This window comes from uncultured Streptococcus sp. (assembly GCF_963518475.1).
Taxonomy (GTDB): Bacteria; Bacillota; Bacilli; order Lactobacillales; family Streptococcaceae; genus Streptococcus.
The window spans coordinates 42,129-60,504 of record NZ_CAUQJA010000005.1 but is presented as its reverse complement, the minus strand read 5'-3'; the positions used below and the strand labels follow the sequence as shown (position 1 = coordinate 60,504).

Annotated in this window: 18 protein-coding genes; 6 read left to right on the top strand and 12 right to left on the bottom strand. The window is 38.6% G+C overall.

What is annotated here, in order from left to right; genetic code table 11:
- Positions 1-8: 8 nt before the first annotated feature.
- Positions 9-1,298 (bottom strand): DUF308 domain-containing protein, encoded by a 1,290-nt coding sequence (locus RYK12_RS03100; protein ID WP_314846867.1) that lies wholly within the window; start codon positions 1,296-1,298, stop codon positions 9-11.
- Positions 1,299-2,101: 803 nt separating this feature from the next.
- On the opposite strand from RYK12_RS03100, the gene RYK12_RS03095 reads away from it, so the two are divergent.
- From RYK12_RS03095 to RYK12_RS03075, 5 genes are all read left to right on the top strand, one after another.
- Positions 2,102-3,247: a low temperature requirement protein A gene (locus tag RYK12_RS03095; protein WP_314846865.1), complete on the top strand. Its 1,146-nt coding sequence runs from the start codon at positions 2,102-2,104 to the stop codon at positions 3,245-3,247.
- Between the two features lie 530 nt (positions 3,248-3,777).
- Entirely contained in the window at positions 3,778-4,209 is a 432-nt protein-coding gene (locus tag RYK12_RS03090) for an Rrf2 family transcriptional regulator (RefSeq protein ID WP_000379854.1), read from the top strand.
- 90 nt (positions 4,210-4,299) lie between these two features.
- Positions 4,300-5,304, top strand: coding sequence for an NADP-dependent oxidoreductase (locus RYK12_RS03085; protein WP_024056548.1), 1,005 nt, complete (start codon positions 4,300-4,302; stop codon positions 5,302-5,304).
- Positions 5,305-5,317: 13 nt separating this feature from the next.
- Positions 5,318-6,154 (top strand): alpha/beta hydrolase, encoded by an 837-nt coding sequence (locus RYK12_RS03080; protein ID WP_314846862.1) that lies wholly within the window; start codon positions 5,318-5,320, stop codon positions 6,152-6,154.
- Between the two features lies 1 nt (position 6,155).
- Positions 6,156-7,034 (top strand): SDR family NAD(P)-dependent oxidoreductase, encoded by an 879-nt coding sequence (locus RYK12_RS03075; protein WP_314846860.1) that lies wholly within the window; start codon positions 6,156-6,158, stop codon positions 7,032-7,034.
- A 64-nt stretch (positions 7,035-7,098) separates the two neighbouring features.
- On the opposite strand, the gene RYK12_RS03070 is transcribed toward RYK12_RS03075, so the two are convergent.
- From RYK12_RS03070 to RYK12_RS03045, 6 genes are all read right to left on the bottom strand, one after another.
- Positions 7,099-8,418 carry a glycoside hydrolase family 32 protein gene (locus tag RYK12_RS03070; protein ID WP_314846858.1) on the bottom strand — a complete coding sequence of 440 codons (1,320 nt, stop codon included), beginning with the start codon at positions 8,416-8,418 and terminating at the stop codon, positions 7,099-7,101.
- A gap of 9 nt (positions 8,419-8,427) precedes the next feature.
- Positions 8,428-9,273 carry a carbohydrate ABC transporter permease gene (locus RYK12_RS03065; protein WP_000819520.1) on the bottom strand — a complete coding sequence of 282 codons (846 nt, stop codon included), beginning with the start codon at positions 9,271-9,273 and terminating at the stop codon, positions 8,428-8,430.
- 1 nt (position 9,274) lies between these two features.
- Positions 9,275-10,177 carry a carbohydrate ABC transporter permease gene (locus tag RYK12_RS03060; protein ID WP_000032530.1) on the bottom strand — a complete coding sequence of 301 codons (903 nt, stop codon included), beginning with the start codon at positions 10,175-10,177 and terminating at the stop codon, positions 9,275-9,277.
- Between the two features lie 95 nt (positions 10,178-10,272).
- Positions 10,273-11,583 carry a sugar ABC transporter substrate-binding protein gene (locus RYK12_RS03055; protein ID WP_001225466.1) on the bottom strand — a complete coding sequence of 437 codons (1,311 nt, stop codon included), beginning with the start codon at positions 11,581-11,583 and terminating at the stop codon, positions 10,273-10,275.
- A 108-nt stretch (positions 11,584-11,691) separates the two neighbouring features.
- Complete coding sequence (locus RYK12_RS03050) at positions 11,692-12,705, bottom strand: LacI family DNA-binding transcriptional regulator (protein ID WP_223336293.1); 1,014 nt, start codon at positions 12,703-12,705, stop codon at positions 11,692-11,694.
- Positions 12,706-12,885: 180 nt separating this feature from the next.
- Complete coding sequence (locus RYK12_RS03045) at positions 12,886-13,341, bottom strand: GNAT family N-acetyltransferase (protein ID WP_314846953.1); 456 nt, start codon at positions 13,339-13,341, stop codon at positions 12,886-12,888.
- Between the two features lie 69 nt (positions 13,342-13,410).
- Between RYK12_RS03045 and RYK12_RS03040 the strand changes: the two genes are divergently transcribed.
- Positions 13,411-14,070: a prepilin peptidase gene (locus RYK12_RS03040; RefSeq protein ID WP_314846853.1), complete on the top strand. Its 660-nt coding sequence runs from the start codon at positions 13,411-13,413 to the stop codon at positions 14,068-14,070.
- Here RYK12_RS03040 and trpA read toward each other — a convergent pair.
- Genes trpA through trpD form a run of 5 tightly spaced genes read right to left on the bottom strand, consistent with a single transcriptional unit; the run spans position 14,042 to position 18,366 of the window.
- The gene (gene trpA / locus RYK12_RS03035) at positions 14,042-14,818 is read right to left on the bottom strand and encodes a tryptophan synthase subunit alpha (RefSeq protein WP_314846850.1); all 777 of its coding nucleotides are present in this window, start codon (positions 14,816-14,818) and stop codon (positions 14,042-14,044) included. The two genes, RYK12_RS03040 and trpA, sit on opposite strands and share 29 nt — an antisense overlap.
- A complete protein-coding gene (trpB, locus tag RYK12_RS03030) occupies positions 14,811-16,034 on the bottom strand; it encodes a tryptophan synthase subunit beta (RefSeq protein ID WP_049502467.1) in 1,224 nt (407 codons plus the stop codon). Before trpB ends, trpA begins: the two co-directional genes overlap by 8 nt.
- Positions 16,012-16,611: a phosphoribosylanthranilate isomerase gene (locus RYK12_RS03025; protein WP_314846847.1), complete on the bottom strand. Its 600-nt coding sequence runs from the start codon at positions 16,609-16,611 to the stop codon at positions 16,012-16,014. Before RYK12_RS03025 ends, trpB begins: the two co-directional genes overlap by 23 nt.
- Positions 16,598-17,365: an indole-3-glycerol phosphate synthase TrpC gene (gene trpC, locus RYK12_RS03020; RefSeq protein ID WP_049551473.1), complete on the bottom strand. Its 768-nt coding sequence runs from the start codon at positions 17,363-17,365 to the stop codon at positions 16,598-16,600. Before trpC ends, RYK12_RS03025 begins: the two co-directional genes overlap by 14 nt.
- Positions 17,362-18,366, bottom strand: coding sequence for an anthranilate phosphoribosyltransferase (trpD, locus tag RYK12_RS03015; RefSeq protein WP_314846844.1), 1,005 nt, complete (start codon positions 18,364-18,366; stop codon positions 17,362-17,364). The genes trpC and trpD overlap by 4 nt, the downstream gene beginning before the upstream one ends.
- Positions 18,367-18,376 lie beyond the last annotated feature (10 nt).

The window sequence follows — 18,376 nt, the reverse complement described above, 5'->3', positions numbered from 1 at the left end:
AATTCTCCTTAATAAACATGTTTAGATACGACTATACTATTTGGTTTTTCAAACTCTCGATTAAGGTAGGCTTGGTAAGTTCCTGGAGCGATAAATCCTTTGGGTGAGAGGATATCGGTGCCAGCCTGACCGACTATGGTATCAGCCAAGAGCACACAGTTTGTAGATAAGACAAAGTAGGATTTAAACTTAGATTTGATAAATTTATAAAGTTCCCCATCTGTCTCATGTCTGATTTTATAAGCGTAGGTGTAGTCTTCCTTACCATCACCTGTCATGATTTTATCTGCACTTGGCTCCCATGGAATCGTCAGTTGTTTCAATTCAGCCAACTTTTTCTGAACTGCTTTTTCCATTTCAGGCGTCAAATCTATCCCGTAACCAAAAAGCGTTTTTTGACTCTCACGTTTACATAGGTCAATGTACTTGTCACGGTCACAGAAATATAAGACACCATCTCCTACCATACCAAATAAGGTCTCAGATGACGGATCATAGTTGCCATAAGAAATAATACGGCCCTGATAGCAGATATCCACATGACCAATAGCTGAAAACAGGGAGGTCTCAGCTGTATGAACAAAAATTTCTAGCTCTGCTGTCTTACCAGACTTCACTATTCCAAGATGGATATCTTCTTCCTCATCAGCATTTTCCAGCATAAATTTGTTAACTTTTGCTAAAGTTCTTGCAGGGATGAGAGCGGCTAGGACAATAGGTAAGCTCATTCTTACACGACGTTTGAGATGGTTTTTCCCAATTTCCTCTTCAAACAAGAAACCATCACGGATATTGGACACACCATAAAGGAAAAAATAAGCCCCTAAAACAAAGAGTTGAAAGACAGAATTTCCTGTAGAGGACAAAAGACTAGTCCCACCAAGAAAAACTAGTACGAGTCCATCTAGTAAGAGACGAAAACGAGGTCGAATTTTGTTTTTGCGGTAGAGAACATAGGTGACAAGGTTAATACTAGCATGAAAAATCTGATAAACTCCAATCACAAGAGCCAAAATATAAATCGGCACATCCGTCGCAAGATTGGAGCCAAGCAAATATCCCAGCACTAACAATTTAACCAGTGCAACTCCCAAGGTGTCCGTTGACTGACTTTTTTTGAAAATACGTAATACTAAATCTAAGACCGTTGCTATCCAAGCTAAAAACAGAACCAGTCGAATAACCTTTACTGGCAACCAAGTCCCCGTGACCATCAAGATGAGACCTAGCAGAACAAACAAGAACCCCTGAGCAAGTAATTTCTTACCTGTCAGACCTAAAGATAGAATTTTCGCCATATAAAAACCTTTCAACAATAAAAATTAAACACTCCGATTAAACTGACTAGTAAATAGCCAACACTACAAACAGCCTGTGCCAGCAACATATGGTGACTAGAAATGACTGTAGTAATGTCACCATCTTGTCTTATGCACTTCTAAAATTTGTTATATTGATTAGAAACCAGAGCTTATAAAAACTAGCTAAACTCGAGAGATAGACACAATTGCGACGAAAAAATGTATAACCAATTCAACTTGTTAAGGTAAGAAAGCATTATTTCCAATCTATTAATTATTCATCTATTACCTATTATGACACAATATTCCCTATAGTTCAACTTTTTACTTGTTTTTATATTACACGGACTAAAAAGTTTTCAACAGTTGATTGCATTTGTTTTAATAAGTTTTAACCTTTCTTGGTTAGATAAAAAAAGAACCATACAGTTTAGAATCTGTATGGTTTTTGCCCCACTTTTGTCCCATTTTTAAATCATGACATTGAAAATACCTAAAATCACTTATATTTCAATATTTTTAATTGCTCTCAATATGAAAGTCCTTTCCAAATCCCTGTAGGGGGCATCTAAATACAACAGGAAAAGCCTTGGAATCAAGGCTTTTTTGTGTAGTCTTAGCACTAAAAAACGATAGAAAAAACACCCCTTCTGAACTGCACCCCAAAAGTTAGACAGAAAAAACCTAACTTTTGTGGCGCAGTTCATTCGCGTCACATGAAGTTATTTAAGCATCTCCTTTTTTTTTATTACCATTTTCTGTTATAATAAATTGTACTTCTAAAATAGAAAGGTCTTAAGATGACAACTCTTGTTAAACATAAACGTGTAAATTATTCAGAACTTTTTTATGATCTAGTTTTTGTTTTTGCGATTTCAAAAGTAACTGCTTTAATTCACCATCTTCATAACGGTATTTTGACTTGGAATTCTTTGCTTGATTTTTTCATGTCTGTCTTGCTTCTCATCGATTCCTGGATGATTCAAACCGATTATACCAATCGCTATGGAAAGAACTCTTTATTTAACATAGTAATCATGTTTATCAAAATGGGAATTTTACTCTTTATAGCCAATTTGATTAAAGATGATTGGCAACAATATTTTCATTATGTCTGTTGGGCTATTGGTACATTAACCCTTACCTTATTTTTTCAATATTTGGTTGAGTTTTTTAAAAAATCAACCGATAATGTTCATAGGGAAAGTATCAAAGGTTTTCTATGGATAACAGGTCTACGAAGTTTAGAAATCTATCTAGCAGCTCTTCTTCCTATTTACATTGGAGTCTATATCCTTTATGTTAGTATTCTGCTAACATTTATTATGCCAAGTATCTTGCTTAATAAAGATAAGCATTACCAGGTAAATCTCCCCCATTTAATCGAGCGCATCTCCCTTCTTGTCATTATTACGTTTGGAGAGATGATTACGGAGCTAGCTAACCTCTTTACAATCGAGAATTTCTCGATTTATTCGGTTCTTTATTTCATTATTATGATTTCTCTGTTCTTGTTTTATTTTGGTCAATTCGACCATGCTATTGATCAAAAATCTAATCAAAAGGGGCTATTTCTAATTTACAGTCACTATCCTATTTTCATTGGACTTATGATGATGACTGTATCGATGGGCTTTCTTCAGAATCCTGAAGCTAATCGTCTCTTTGCAACCAGCTTCTTTTATATCGGAATTGGCCTCTTCCAAGCTGCTGTCCTAGCAAATGGGCCCTATAACAAACACTATCTTCGCTATTCGAAAAGTTACTACTGTGTCCAAGCTACACTCTATCTGGCTGCCTTGATTCTCTCTTTAATCTTTGCTTCTAATCCTATAATAGTAGTAAGTATTACAACCATTTTAGCTCTAGCTATAGCTATTCATTCTATTTATTTTTATATGACACAGACTAAAAAACATTCCACACCTTACTGGGAGTTGTTTTAATGAGTTTATAAGATTAAAAAGCTTTGGGAACCAAGGCTTTTTTTTCATTAATTTGTTTTTCCATTTTATCCTCCAATTTGATCTCGCACTGACATTTATTTATAACAAAACTATATATCTAGAATAGCATAATCATTAGGTATTATAGGTTTTCAAACCAAATACGAGTCATTCGTTTTTGCCCCACTTTTGCCCCATTTTTAAATCCTGACATTGAAAATACCTAAAATCACTTATATTTCAATATTTTTAATTGCTCTCAATATGAAAGTCCTTTCCAAATCCCTGTAGGGGGCATCTAAATACAACAGGAAAAAGCCTTGATTTACAAGGCTTTTTTGTGTATCTGTTCTACTTTTGGTCAACTAATGGATATCAACGGTATAATTTTATGAACACCCTTCCCAGACAGCTCTAATCTGATTGCACTCAAAATTTTTTAAAATTTAAAACAAAAGACTTGCTTTTCTTTTAATTTATGTTATACTTGTTCTTGTATCTGATACAAGTTTATTAAGAGAGGGATTCATATGGATACAAAATTCTCAGTTGCTTTGCATATCTTAACAATGATTAGTGAAAGCAAGGAAACCTTAAGTTCTCAAGCACTAGCTATTAGTGTTGGGACTAACGCTAGTTACATTCGAAAAGTGATTGCCTTATTGAAAAATGCAGATTTGATTCATTCCCAGCAAGGAAAAACAGGTTATCAACTCAGTAAGTCTCCAAAGAAAATGACTTTACTAGAGATCTACTATGCTACTCAAGAAATCAATCACATTAGTTTATTCCCTGTTCATCAAAATAGCAATCCTGATTGCCCTGTTGGAAAACATATCCAAGGAGCAGTTTCACCGCTTTTCGCTAGTGCCGAATCTCAATTAGAGAAGGAATTAGCAAATCAAACTTTAGAAGATGTCATTGACAATCTATATAAACAAGCTAAACAAGTCCGAAACTGATTTGATAACAAGTCAGTTTTTACTGGAAATAACATATACTTGTATCAGATACAGGTATAAAATCATATAGAAAAAGAAAAGAGAAATCACATGAAAGCCGCACAACACACTACTTATAACAAAAACAATATCACACTGAACATCACAGAAATCGCTAAACCAAGTATTACAGACAAACAAGTATTGGTGAAAGTCACCGCAGCCGGTGTTAATCCTCTCGATAACATGATCTCTCGTGGTGAGGTCAAGATGATTGTTCCTTACAAACTTCCTCAAACTGCAGGTAACGAGGTCGGTGGGATCGTTGAAAGCATTGGCAAGCAAGTTGACAACTTTCAGATAGGAGACCGTGTCTTTGGCCGTCTGCCACTTGATCATATCGGCGCCTTTGCAGAATACGTAGCTGTCGATAGCCAAGCCTTAGCCAAGGTTCCAGACTATCTATCAGACGAGGAGGCTGCTTCTGTTCCTCTTACTGCCTTGACCATTATACAGGCTCTTGAACTCATGGGCGCTCAAGCTGGGAAAACGATCTTTATTTCTGGTGGGACTGGTGGTGTCGGTGGAATGGCCATTCCAATTGCCAAGGCCAAAGGTTTGAAGGTCATCACCAATGGAGCTGGAGATAGTGCTGAGCGTGTTCTGAAACTAGGAGCAGATAGATTTATCGATTACAAAACAGAGGATTATACAAAAACTGTTAGCCAGGTTGATTATGTCCTCGATACACTTGGTGGGGCTGAAACTGAAAAACAAATGTCTATCATGAAAAAAGGTGGTCATCTTGTTTCCCTTCGTGCCATGCCAAACGGTGCCTTTGCCAAACGCATGAATCTACCAAAATGGAAACAGATGATTCTTGGCTTAGCAGGTCGCAAATTTGATAAGATGGCGGAAAAATATGGCGTCCACTATCATTTTATCTTTGTAGAAAGCAATGGCGCTCAATTACAAGAGGTAGCTGACCTCTTTAGTAAATTAGAAATCAAACCCTCTATCGATACAGTTTATCCATTTGAAGAGGTAAATAGCGCATTAGACAAGGTCGCTAATGGTCGCTCACGTGGAAAAACAGTCCTCAGCTTTAAGAAATAAAAAGGAAAACACAATGTCATATCTTACAACTAAAAATCAATACATCACGGTCGACGGGAACAAAATCGCTTATCGCGAACTTAGTAAAGGCAAATCAAAACTACCTCTTCTGATGCTGGTCCATTTGGCAGCAACTCTCGATAACTGGGATCCTAAACTCTTAGACTTGATTGCTGAAAAGCACCATGTCATTGTAGTCGATCTTCCTGGAGTAGGAGCCAGTCAGGGCAAAGTTGCTTCGACGATTCCTGGAATGGCTGAGCAGACAATTGACTTTGTAAAAGCGCTTGGTTACGATAAAATCAATCTTCTTGGCCTTTCTATGGGAGGTATGATTGCCCAAGAAATCATCCGAATCAAGCCTACTCTAGTGAACCGTTTGATTTTGGCTGGAACAGGACCTCGAGGTGGAAAAGAGGTCGATAAGGTCACAGGGAAAACCTTTAGTTATATGTTTAAAGCTGGACTCGAGCGCATCGATCCTAAACGCTATATCTTCTATAATCATGATGATCAAGGGAAAATTGAATCCTTGAAAGTCCTAGGACGAATGGGTATGAGAACAAAGGAATTTGCGGATAAAGATATGAACCTATCAGGATTCCTAACTCAACTCAAAGCTATTAAACGTTGGGGGAAAGATTCGCAAGACGACCTAAAATTTATCATCCAACCAACCTTAATCGTCAACGGGGACAAGGATATGCAGGTTCCAACGGAAAATTCTTACGATATGCATGCAAAAATCGAAAATAGTAAGCTGATCATCTATCCAAATGCTGGTCACGGTTCGATCTTCCAATATGCAGAGGAGTTTTCAAAAAAAGTCATTGCTTTCTTGGAGGACTAAGATGGTCAAAACTATTCTGATTACAGGTGCTACTGACGGTATCGGTAAACATTTGGCAAAGAAATTGGCTAGTGAAGGGCATCATGTCATCCTCCATGGTCGAAATCCTCAAAAACTTGAGCTGGCGCTTCAAGAGGTTAGGACCGTTTCCTTGAGAGGCAGAGTTTCTAGCTACCTTGCAGATTTTTCAAAATTAGATGATGTTTATCGATTTGTAGAGGAAATCAAGAGAGAATTTCAAAGTATTGATGTCTTGTTTAACAATGCAGGCCTTTATGCTGGAAAAGAACGAAAAGCGAGTGCTGAAAATGTCGAGTTGACCTTTATGTTATCTGTTCTGGTTCCCTATATTTTAACAACTAAGCTAGGTCCCTTGTTAGAAAAAGCGTCTGACGGCCGTGTCATTAATACTTCTTCCTATATGCATCATTTTGCTAAGGTTAAGGATTTAGACTTTGGATTTGAGACGAACTACAATCCTGGTTTGGCCTACAATAATTCCAAACTCTACACTATTTGGATGACACGCTATCTGGCAAGAGACTTCTTTTTAAGAGGTTTAAGCATCACCGTCAATTCTTACCATCCTGGCTTGATTTCAACCAATTTGGGGAATGATTCCAGTGTTGAAAAGACGAAAAAGTCTCTCTTCGGACGCTTGATGAAGTCATTTTCCAAAAATCTAGACGAGGGAATTGAAACAGGTTACTATCTTACATTATCAGAAGAAATCACTGGTTTGACTGGCTACTATTTTGATGAGAAGAAAGTGAAATCTGTATCTGAAAAAGGCTATACACTTGAAAAAGCTCAAGATTTAATCACTTACTGTAATGATAAAATTAAGTTGTTTAAACAGAAATATGCTCTGCTTAATTAGAAAAAAGTTCTCTTTCCATTTTGCTAGAAAGAGAACTTTTTCTTTAGGAGAAATAACTTATTTTTTAATCGATTCGTGATAGCTCCGCTGGCACCGTTAAGTAATAAGTTGCAGTCAAGCTTGCTTCACCTTGATTGACAAAAATCTCGATGGAATTTTTATCTAGAACAACTTCCAATTCTTTAGCTTCAATATCTACATACCGTCGACTAGTGTCCTGTTCTTCTTCACCTAGAATTTTTTGAACAAGATGGTTACGATCAATGTAAACTTGCTGCGCATTACTGTCATAACCAAATTCAAGATAATCTGTATCATTTCCTAAATGGTAATGACAATCTTTATCTATTTGGATTTGATATTGGCCTTTTTTAACAGGGAATTGTCTTAGTTTGCCATCTTCCAATCTTAGAATTCTAGGTAAAGTCATGGCACATGCCCACTTGTGTTCTTGGTCATGGGTTGGAAGGGTACGTCCCCATGTCTGCATCCAAGCAATCAGGATACGACGATTTTGATCGTCCAACAATGTTTGTGGAGCATAGAAGTCTTGCCCATGATCAATTTCTTGAACTGATTCTGGGATAAAACGTTTTTCTCCCCAATCTACCTTACCCGTAAACAAAACCGATGAGTTGATGTTATGATATGAGTCTCCCTCACGCTGATAACGCATGGGTGACATAATAAGGCAATCTTTCCCATCTAACTCAAAGTAATCTGGGCATTCCCACATAAAGCCTTGGTGTTCTACCCCTTTTAAAAAGATGGATTCGAACCGCCATTCTACTAGGTTATCGGACCCTAGTAGAACGATACAGCCCACATTATCTTTGTGTTTGGCAGCTACTACGGAGTAATAGCGTCCATCTTTTTCAAAGAGTTTTGGATCACGGAAATCAGCTGCAATTAACTCATCTGGCAAGTCTGCTCCAGTTGCAACTGGATTTTGTTCAATCTTTTCAAAGTGAATCCCGTCATCTGAAAATGCCATATTTTGCACTTGACGAATACCTGTTTCTTCTTCGATATGCCCAGTATACATGAGCCAGAGGCGATCATCCTTGACAATGGCAGAGCCTGAGAAGCAACCATTTCGGTCATAATCTTGGTCAGGAGCAAGTGCCACCGGCAAGTGCTCCCAAGTCACCAAGTCCTTACTTTTAGCATGACCCCAGTGCATAGGTCCCCAAACACTATCATAAGGATAGAATTGATAAAAGAGATGGTATTCTCCACGAAAATAGACAAATCCATTTGGATCATTGATCCAGCCAATCTCAGCTGAAAAATGTTCTTCAGGCTTATATTGAGTATTTACAAGATGTTTATTTTCTGCTATAAAACGATTGGCTTTTTCTACTGTAAATGTTTTATTTATCATAAGTATATCCTATTTTATTCCAGTTCCGGAACCACCCAGACCTTGAACAATATATTTCTGAGCGACTACATAGACCAAAATCAACGGAATCGTTGAAATAGTTAATACAGCCATTACCTGATTGATATAAACTGGTTGAGTTGTATTAATAGTTGTAATTGCAACCTGCATTGAAAATTTAGAAGAATCTGTCAAAACCATCAATGGCCAAATATAATCATTCCAGCTTGAAATAAATGATAAAACACCAACTGTAGCAACTGCAGGTTTAGACATTGGAAGCATAATTCTAAAGAAAATTCTAACGATACTTGCTCCGTCCATCTTTGCAGACTCAAGAATCTCTTCTGGAATTGCAATAAAGAAATTCCTAAATAAGTAAATATTAAATACACTCGCCAATCCTGGAATAATAACTGCAAGACGATTATTGACCAAACCTAAGGAATTGATAATGGTAAATTGTGGAATTAACACAGTTTCTACTGGAATAATAAGTAAAGCAAGTAAGAAACCAAATAAAATTTTCTTACCTGAAAAATTTACTTTTGCAAAAGCGAAACCGGCCAGTGCATTGACAATAATAGAACCAATAGCAAACGTTCCAGCATAAAAAATGCTGTTCCCTAGATATGTAAAAATACTAAAGCGCTCAAATACTTCCTGATAAGGTTTAAACCAATCAGCGGGATTTAAACTTGGTAAGAAGGCTTGCCAACTAGTCAAATTTTTATAAACATCCGCTTCTGGCTTCATAGCTGAAACTACCATCCAAACCATAGGAAAAAGGAAGAGTCCTGCCAATAAAGTTAACAGAATATATTCTAAGATTGTTGTTGGTTTAAATCGTTTCATCTTAGTCATCCTCCTTCAGAACGCGACGTTGTACTAAGCTAATCATACCAATTAACGTTGTAAATACTAAAGCGATTGAGCTAGAATATCCTACAAGACGATCAGTAAAACCTTGTTGATAAATATAGTACACCATAGTAATTGTTGAGTTTAATGGCCCACCTTGCGTCATAACCATTGGTTGTACAATCAGCTTAAAAGCAGAAATTAAAGTTGTTAACAATACAAACAGTGCTGTTGGTTTTAGTAGGGGCATCGTGATATAACGAAACTGAGCCCATTTTGAGAATCCATCCAATTCAGCAGCTTCATATACATCTTGTGGAATATTCTGCATTCCTCCTAAAAATAAAAGCATCTGATAACCTGCACCCTGCCAAGCAGAAACAAAAACAATTGCATACATAGCTTGTTTAGGACTAGTCAAGAAAGGTTGAGAAGCAATACCTACCTTATTTAAAATAGCATTTAATAAGCCACTATTTGGATTTAAAAGATAAAGCCAAAGAATAGAAATAACTACCAAGGACATGACAACTGGAGCAAAAAAAGCCACTTTAAAAAACATATTCCCTTTGCGCTTTTTATTAACAATCAAAGCCATTCCTAAGGCTGCTCCCAATTGAACTGGAATAATCCAAACAACAAATTTCAACGTATTCAAGAAGCTCTTTAAGAAAATCGGATCCTTTATTAATCGAATAAAATTTTCAAGTCCAACAAATTTTCTTTCATCTGGTGTCAACAAATAATAATCTGTAAAAGCGTAATAAATGACCATTCCAACTGGAATTACTAAAAAGATACCTAATAAAATTAAAGCTGGAGCTAAAAAACTATAACCTAGTATGTTATCCTTTATTTTTTCACGTCTTTTTGTATCCACAACAGTTTCTTTACTCATATCCATCTCCTTTAATCATATATATCAAACTAGGCTATTAACAAGAAAGGGGAAGGTAGTTCCAAATATTTTCCTTCCTCCTTCCTTTTTACAGATTATTTGAGTGACTGATCAATAGCAGTTTGCATTTCTTTTGTACGAGTATCCAAGACTTTTTGCACATTTGGATTTTCTTCATAATAGCTAATATCTTGCATTGCTTGTTGAAAAGCTCGAGAAACCTGAGGATATGCTACGACAACTGGGCGAGCATGAGCTGTTTTTGAATTTTGTTCCATCAAGAAACGCATTGGTTCGGTCACTTTATCTTTGATATTTTCAATTGTAGATTTACGAATCGGAAGGACCGAATTCCCCAAGCTAATAATTTCACTTGATTCTGTATTTGTAGCAAATTTAACAAATTCAGATGCTGCCTCTTTTTTATCAGATTTTGTCGTAACAGCTAATTGCCAACTACCTGAAGGGGATACTAATTTTTTCGTCTTACTAGATACTGGGTAAGGAAGGATACCAAAATCAATATCTTTGTAGTTTGTATTCATGTCAGCAATCGTCCAAGAACCACTCAAAAGCATTGGATACTCTCCTGTTTCAAAACCTTTTTCGACTGGACTAACAGTTGTGTAACCTTCTTTTACAAGATTTTGAATGAATTGAACTGCTTCTACACTCTCTTTTGAGTTGAAGTATCCTTCTGCCTTTGTTCCATCTTCGTTTACGACAGAACCATTATTTGACCAAATCAACGGCATATAAGCATATGGTAACATTTCATCGTTTGAATTAATACGAAAATCAATTGCCGGTTTGTTATAATGATCTTTCAATTTTTTAGCAATCGTATTAAATTCATCCCATGTCCATGGCTTTTCTAGCGTTGGAAGCTCTGATTCCGCAATTCCGGCCTCTTTGAACATTTTTTTGTTGTAATAAACACCAACATTCGATTCAGAAAATCCAAATGCATAGAATTTGCCATCATAAGTTCCTTGTTGTTTAATACTGTCCAAAACATCATCCATATTATTATCTTTTAGATAATCATCTAGCGGAGTAATCACTTTAGATTTTGCATAAGCTGCCGTATTTGGTCCATCAAGGGTAATAACATCTGGAAGACTATTAGTCGTGATAGCAGCATTAACCTTGTCTTCATATCCTCCACCACTACCACTACGAGGAATATACTCAGTTACAACCTTGTACTTACTTTTTCCTGATTGATTAAAGTTATCAACAACTTTTTGCCAAGCTTTTCCTTCATTGGTTTCGTCAGAGAATTGTACCCAGACTTTAATATCATTTGAAGAACTCGCTTGTTTTGAGTTAGTTCCTCCACTACAACCTGCAAGTATAGCTAACGATAGCCCCGCAACAACAGATAACATTGTACCTTTACGCATCATTTTCCTCCTTTTTGAAACGTTTCATTTTTTATTTATTTTTTAAACAAGCCTCTAGCCTGTTTTTGAAACGTTTCATTTGTTGATTATATTATAACAGCGCTTTCATTAATTGTCAAGCGCTTTTTTAATTTTTTTTGTTGTTTTATCTCCCCAAAAATATGTGGGAATTACGATTCGTTTTTCTAGAATCTCTTCCCGCTTAATCATTTTCAGTATCATTGCAACAGATTCTTTTGCCATCATACCAATATCTTGAACTATTGTAGACACTAGATAAGATTGATCGACAGAAGTTTTTAAACCATCAAACCCAATTATCTGGTAATCATCAGGTGCTATTTTCCCCAGTTCTTTCATAACACTAATAACTCTCAGAGCCATCATATCATTTATTGTAAATATACCATCAATTTCTTTATGAGATTGCAAAAAAATTCTTATCTGATCTTCAGGATTTATTAAAGGTTCTTTCATTTCAAAATTATAGACATCTACTCCTAATTCCTTAGCTTTTTCTCTGAATCCTTTACTTCTGAGTATAGTCTCATTCTCATACATATTAATTGAACCAATAAAAGCAAGGTGCTTATTATCCCTTCTAACCAGTTCCTCTGCTGCAGTTTGTCCTCCTTTGTAATTTGCTGAAGTAACATAGCATACATTTTCCGAAAAATGTCTATCTATACTTACAAACGGTAAATCAGATAAAATATATTTGTCAATATCAGAATATGTAATACCAATAATTCCATCCACTTTATTTTGTTTCAACATTTCGATATATTCGATTTCATTTTGTGAATCGCTATCAGCGTTACAAATAAATAATTTATAATTATATTTTAATAACTCTTTCTCAACATGATAGGCAAACTCCGAAAAAAATGGATGCCATATGCTCGGAATAATCAAAGCGATAGTTTCTGTTCTATTCTTTTTCATACCTCGAGCATAATTATCAGGGATATAGTCCAATGTTTTTATAGCCCTTTGAACTTTCCTTAAAGTTACTTCTTTAATGCCTTTTTCTTTATTAATCACACGTGAAACTGTTCCAACACTAACTCCTGCTTCTAAAGCAACATCTTTCATGGTAATTGATTTTCTTTGTTCTACCATATTATCACCTCCTTTCAATATATAGTATCATGCAAACGCTTTTTTAGCAACTATTTCTCAATCATTTTTGGCCAGATCATTTATCCCATCATGAATAAAATCACTCCAATTAGCTTTTGAAAATACTTCAATTTTCATGTGTAAACATCTACATAAAACAGGAAAAGACTTTGTCTGCTTCTATCTCCCCTTTTTCATGATGTATTTTCGTACAGGTTCTTCAACTATTTGAACGATTTTAAATCCTTCTTTTTGGTAAAGGTGCTGGGCTGCTTGATTTGCTTCGAGGACATTTAGAGAGATGCTGTCTATATCTCTATTTTCAAAGACCAAACTAACAAATTGCCTTAAAGCCTGCCTACCTAAGCCTTGCCCCTGTTTCTGAGGATTGATAAAAAATCTTCCAATATGAAGATTACTGTCTTCTAGCCTGATTTTTTGTATTAGCCCCACAAACTCTTGTCCTTCAAAGATTGAAAAGATTCCTTCCAAATCTTGAAAGACTTGAATTGTCAAGGGGAAAGGAATCATTGGTCCCATCCATTGTTCTTGAAAGGATTTTCCAAGGGAGTTGGACCATTGGCATACGTATTGAGCGTTTTCTATACTCACCTCTTCTTCAAAACGAATTGTCATCTTGACCTCACTATCTTGTTTATGTTTCTCCATTATACTACTTCTCCCATTTTTTACGAATAGATAAGTATGATTGATTTTTATTTTTTTCTTGTCGGGAGCATTCTCGCTTCCTTTCTTGGTTTGGTCATTGACCGTTTTCCAGAGCAATCTATTATCCAACCTGCTAGTCACTGCGATTCCTGTCAGACTCGCTTGCGTCCCTTAGATTTGATTCCTATTCTCTCGCAGGTGTTCAATCGCTTTCGCTGTCGCTACTGCAAGGCTCCTTATCCTATTTGGTATGCCCTCTTTGAACTAGGTTTAGGACTCCTCTTTCTGGCTTGGTCATGGGGCTGGCTTTCCTTGGTACAAGTCGTCCTCATAACTGCCGGTTTGACCTTGGGTATCTACGACTTTCGCCATCAGGAATATCCCCTACTGGTCTGGATGACTTTCCACCTAATCCTCATGGCCTTCTCTGGCTGGAATCTGGTCATGGTCTTCTTCCTTGTCCTTGGAATGTTGGCTCATTTTATCGATCTCCGCATGGGAGCAGGGGATTTTCTCTTTTTAGCTTCTTGTTCTCTCATCTTTAGCGCAACCGAATTACTGATCTTGATTCAGTTTGCTTCTGCTACGGGGATTCTAGCCTTTCTCCTGCAAAAGAAAAAGGAAAGACTTCCTTTCGTGCCTTTCCTCTTGCTTGCTGCTTGTGTGATTATTTTTGGTAAGCTACTGCTTGTTTGATAAAGTCCTGAATCGGCTCTCCTTGGTGGAGAGCTTTTACGATTTTTGAACCGACGATAACACCATCTGACACCGCATTGAAGCGTTCAACATCGGCTTGACTAGATACGCCAAAACCTGTCAAGACTGGGATATCGGCCACTTGATGCAATTGTGCTAAGTGCTTATCCAAATCTGCACGGTAATTGCCAGATTTCCCTGTCACCCCATTGATGGCAACCGCATAGACAAATCCTTCTGCCCCTTCAATCAACTCTTTCTGGCGTTCAATCCCTGTGGTCAAGCTTACTAAAGGAATCAAAGCAATGTCTGTATTTGCCAAAAATGGTTCTACAAAGTTGGCATGCTCATGAGGAAGGTCAGGAATAATCAAGCCCTTAACCGCTGTATCTGCCAAATCTTTGACAAAATTCTCCACACCGTACTGAAAGAGGGGGTTGAAGTAGGTCATGATGACCAGTGGAATCTCTGTTTGAATGGTTTTCAAGGTTTCAACCAAAGCTTCTGTCGAAGTCCCGTGGGCTAGACTGCGCAAGCCTGCTTCTTCGATAACAGGTCCATCTGCAACAGGGTCTGAAAAGGGAATGCCCACTTCAATGGCAGAAACACCCAAATCTTCTAGAAAGTGGATTGTTTCTCCGAGTCCATCCAAACCTTTCTCGTGGTCTCCAGCCATGATATAGGGAACAAAAATTCCTTTTCCAGCTGCTTTTATAGCATTCAATTTTTCTGTTAGTGTCTTATGCATGAGCTTCTCCCTTCTTTGCTACATCTGCTTCCAAGCGTTCCTTGACTTGAACCACATCCTTATCCCCACGACCTGATAGACAGACTATCATGGATTTGTCTGGTCCGAGTTCTTTGGCCAATTTCACCGCAAAAGCGATAGCATGGCTAGATTCCAAGGCTGGGATAATCCCTTCCACACGAGACAAGAGTTGGAATCCTTCCAAGGCTTCCTCGTCTGTCACAGGAACATAGCTGGCACGTTTAATATCGTGGTAGTGAGAATGTTCTGGACCGATACCAGGATAGTCCAAACCTGCTGAGATAGAGAAGGCTTCAAGAATTTGACCATGAGCATCTTGGAGTACATCCATGAGGGAACCGTGAAGGACACCCGGACGACCCTTGGTCAAGGTAGCTGCGTGGTGCTCTGTGTCTACACCAAGTCCAGCTGCTTCAGCTCCATACATAGCTACTGACTCATCTTCTACAAATGGATGGAAGAGACCGATAGCGTTAGAACCACCACCAACACAAGCTACTAGGGCATCTGGTAAATCTTGACCTGTTAAGTCACGGTACTGTTGTTTAGCCTCTCGACCAATGACACTTTGGAAGTCACGAACGATTTCTGGGAATGGATGAGGCCCCAAGGCAGAACCAAGGATATAGTGGGTATCATCGATATTAGCTACCCATGAACGGAGGGCTGCATTGACCGCATCCTTGAGCACGCGCGAACCGTCTGTCACTGCCTCGACCTTAGCTCCCAAAAGCTCCATACGGAAGACATTGAGGGCTTGGCGTTTGACATCTTCCTCACCCATGTAGATAGTACATTCCATGTTAAAGAGGGCTGCAGCAGTTGCAGTTGCTACACCGTGCTGACCAGCACCTGTTTCAGCGATAATTTTCTTTTTGCCCATGCGTTTAGCCAGAAGAACTTGTCCCAAGGCATTGTTAATCTTGTGGGCGCCTGTATGGTTAAGGTCTTCCCGTTTGAGATAAATCTTGGCTCCGCCAATATGCTGGGTCAAGTTTTTTGCGTAGTAAAGAGGAGTTTCACGTCCCACATACTGACGCAAAAGTTGGTTTAATTCCTCTTGGAAACTTGGGTCTGCCTGACTTTCACGGTAGGCCTTCTCCAACTCCAAAACTGCTGTCATCAATGTTTCTGGGACGAAACGTCCACCGAATTTTCCGTAAAATCCATCTTTATTTGGTTCTTGATATGCCATTCTTTACCCTCTCTATAAATCTTCTAATCTTTTCATGATCTTTTTGTCCATCTGTCTCCACTCCGCTTGATACATCTACTGCATAGGGAGTAAAGTGTTGAATTGCTTTTACTACATTGTCTTCATTAAGCCCACCTGCGATAAAGAAAGGCTGAGTTAGTCCTGTCGTATCCAGTTGCCCCCAATCAAAGGTCTGGCCACTCCCAGCCACAGGGGCATCAAAGAGGAGATAGTCTGCCTGAGAATTGGGCACATGACCCTCTCCATCCACCTGCACAGCCTGAATACTGGCACAAGGCAAATTCTCAAATAAATCATCTGCCACCTGACCGTGAACTTGAACCAAGTCCAAGCCAACGTTGTCAATCGTTTCTAGCAGTTCTGCCCGACTTGGTGAAACAAACACACCAACCTTTTTGACATCTGCAGGAATAAGCTTTGCCAGCTCGGCAGCCTGATCCAAAGTCACCTGTCTTTTACTAGGTGCAAAGACAAAACCGATGTAGTCGGCTCCTGCTGAAACGGCTGTTTCCACCGCTTCTTTGGTCGATAGTCCACAAATTTTAACCTTTGTCAATCTGCAACTCCTTGATTCTCTGGGCCACATCTTCTGCCTGCATAAGAGCTGTCCCAACTAAAATTCCGTTAAAGTATGGTGCTACTCGTTCCGCATCCTGCCCTGTGAAAATAGCAGATTCAGAAATGTACAAGCAATCATCTTTGAAATGTTTAGCCAAATCTACACTGGTCTGCAAGTCAACTTCAAAGGTGGTCAAGTTGCGGTTATTGACCCCGATAATTTGAGCTCCAAGGCGGTGAGCTACCTCTAGTTCAGCTAGATTGTGCGTTTCCACCAAGACTTCCAGACCAAGCTCTGTCGCATAGTCATAAAGTTCCTTGAGACGTTCTTCGGACAAGGCTGCCACAATGAGCAAGATGACTGTCGCACCTGCATTGCGAGCGCGGATGATTTGCTTTTCATCGATAATAAAGTCCTTGTTAAGCGTCGGAATCTGTACCTGACTGGAAATCTCCCGTAGATAATCCAAATGTCCTTTAAAGAAAACTTCATCTGTCAGAACAGAAATCATCACTGCACCATTTGCTTCATAAGTCTGGGCCTGTTGCACAATATCCACATCGAGATTGATATCTCCCAGACTAGGGCTAGCCTTCTTAACTTCAGCGATTACCTGTAGACGGTCTTGGTGTTGTTTTAGATAGTCAGCCAAGCGATAGGTCTGGCGCAGGGGCTGAATTTCCTCCAGCTCCATCTGCTCAACCTCACGCGCCTTCTGCTCCAAGATTCGTGCTAAAAATTCCTGACTCATTTTTGGTACTCCTGTAACAGTCTGAGTTTTTCAAGGGCCTTGCCACTAGCAATCACTTGACGAGCCAAGACAACTCCATCCTTGATATTATCTACTTTACCATTAGCATAGAAACCAAGACCAGCATTTAAAACTGTCGTTTCCAAGAATGGACTTGGTTCGTTTTTAAGAACGCTGAGCAAAATTTCTGCATTCTCCTGAGCATTTCCTCCACGAATATCTTCGATAGCGTAGTTTTCCATTCCCAAATCCTCTGGAGTAAAGCTTGACAAGCTGATTTCGCCATTTTCAAGAAGTGCAATCTTGGTTGTTCCATTCAAACCAGCTTCATCTAGCCCTTCTGGCCCAGCAACCACGATGGCACGCTTGCGACCCATATTTTTCAAAACCTGAGCTGTACTTTCTAGAAGTTCTGGACGACTAATACCAAGAAGCTGTGTTTCCAAGGCCATTGGGTGAATCAGGGGACCAGTCAAGTTCATAATCGTTGGAATTCCCAATTCCAAACGAGCTGGCATGATGTATTTCATGGCTGGATGCATATTTTTGGCAAAGAGAAAGACGATTCCAGTTTTATCAAAGACCTTACCTAGTTCAGCTGGTTTGAGATCAAGATTGATGCCCAAGGCTTCGAGGACATCTGCGGAACCAGATTTAGAAGAAATCGAGCGGTTACCATGCTTTGCCATGTGAACACCACCACCAGCCAAGACAAAGGCTGCAGTTGTGGAGATGTTAAAGCTGAAAGACTTGTCCCCACCTGTACCACAGTTGTCCATGGCATCATGAATCTCAGTTGGAATATGTTGGGCATGCCCTCTCATGACTTGGGCAATGGCTGTGCGTTCTTCAGGTGTTTCCCCCTTCATCTTAAGAGCCAAAAGGAGAGAAGCAATCTGCGCCTCCGTTACACGTCCAGTTACGATACGCTCAATGACATCCGTCATTTCCACACCTGATAAATTTTCAAATTTTACTAGTTTTTCAATAATCTCTTTCATCCTAGTTTCC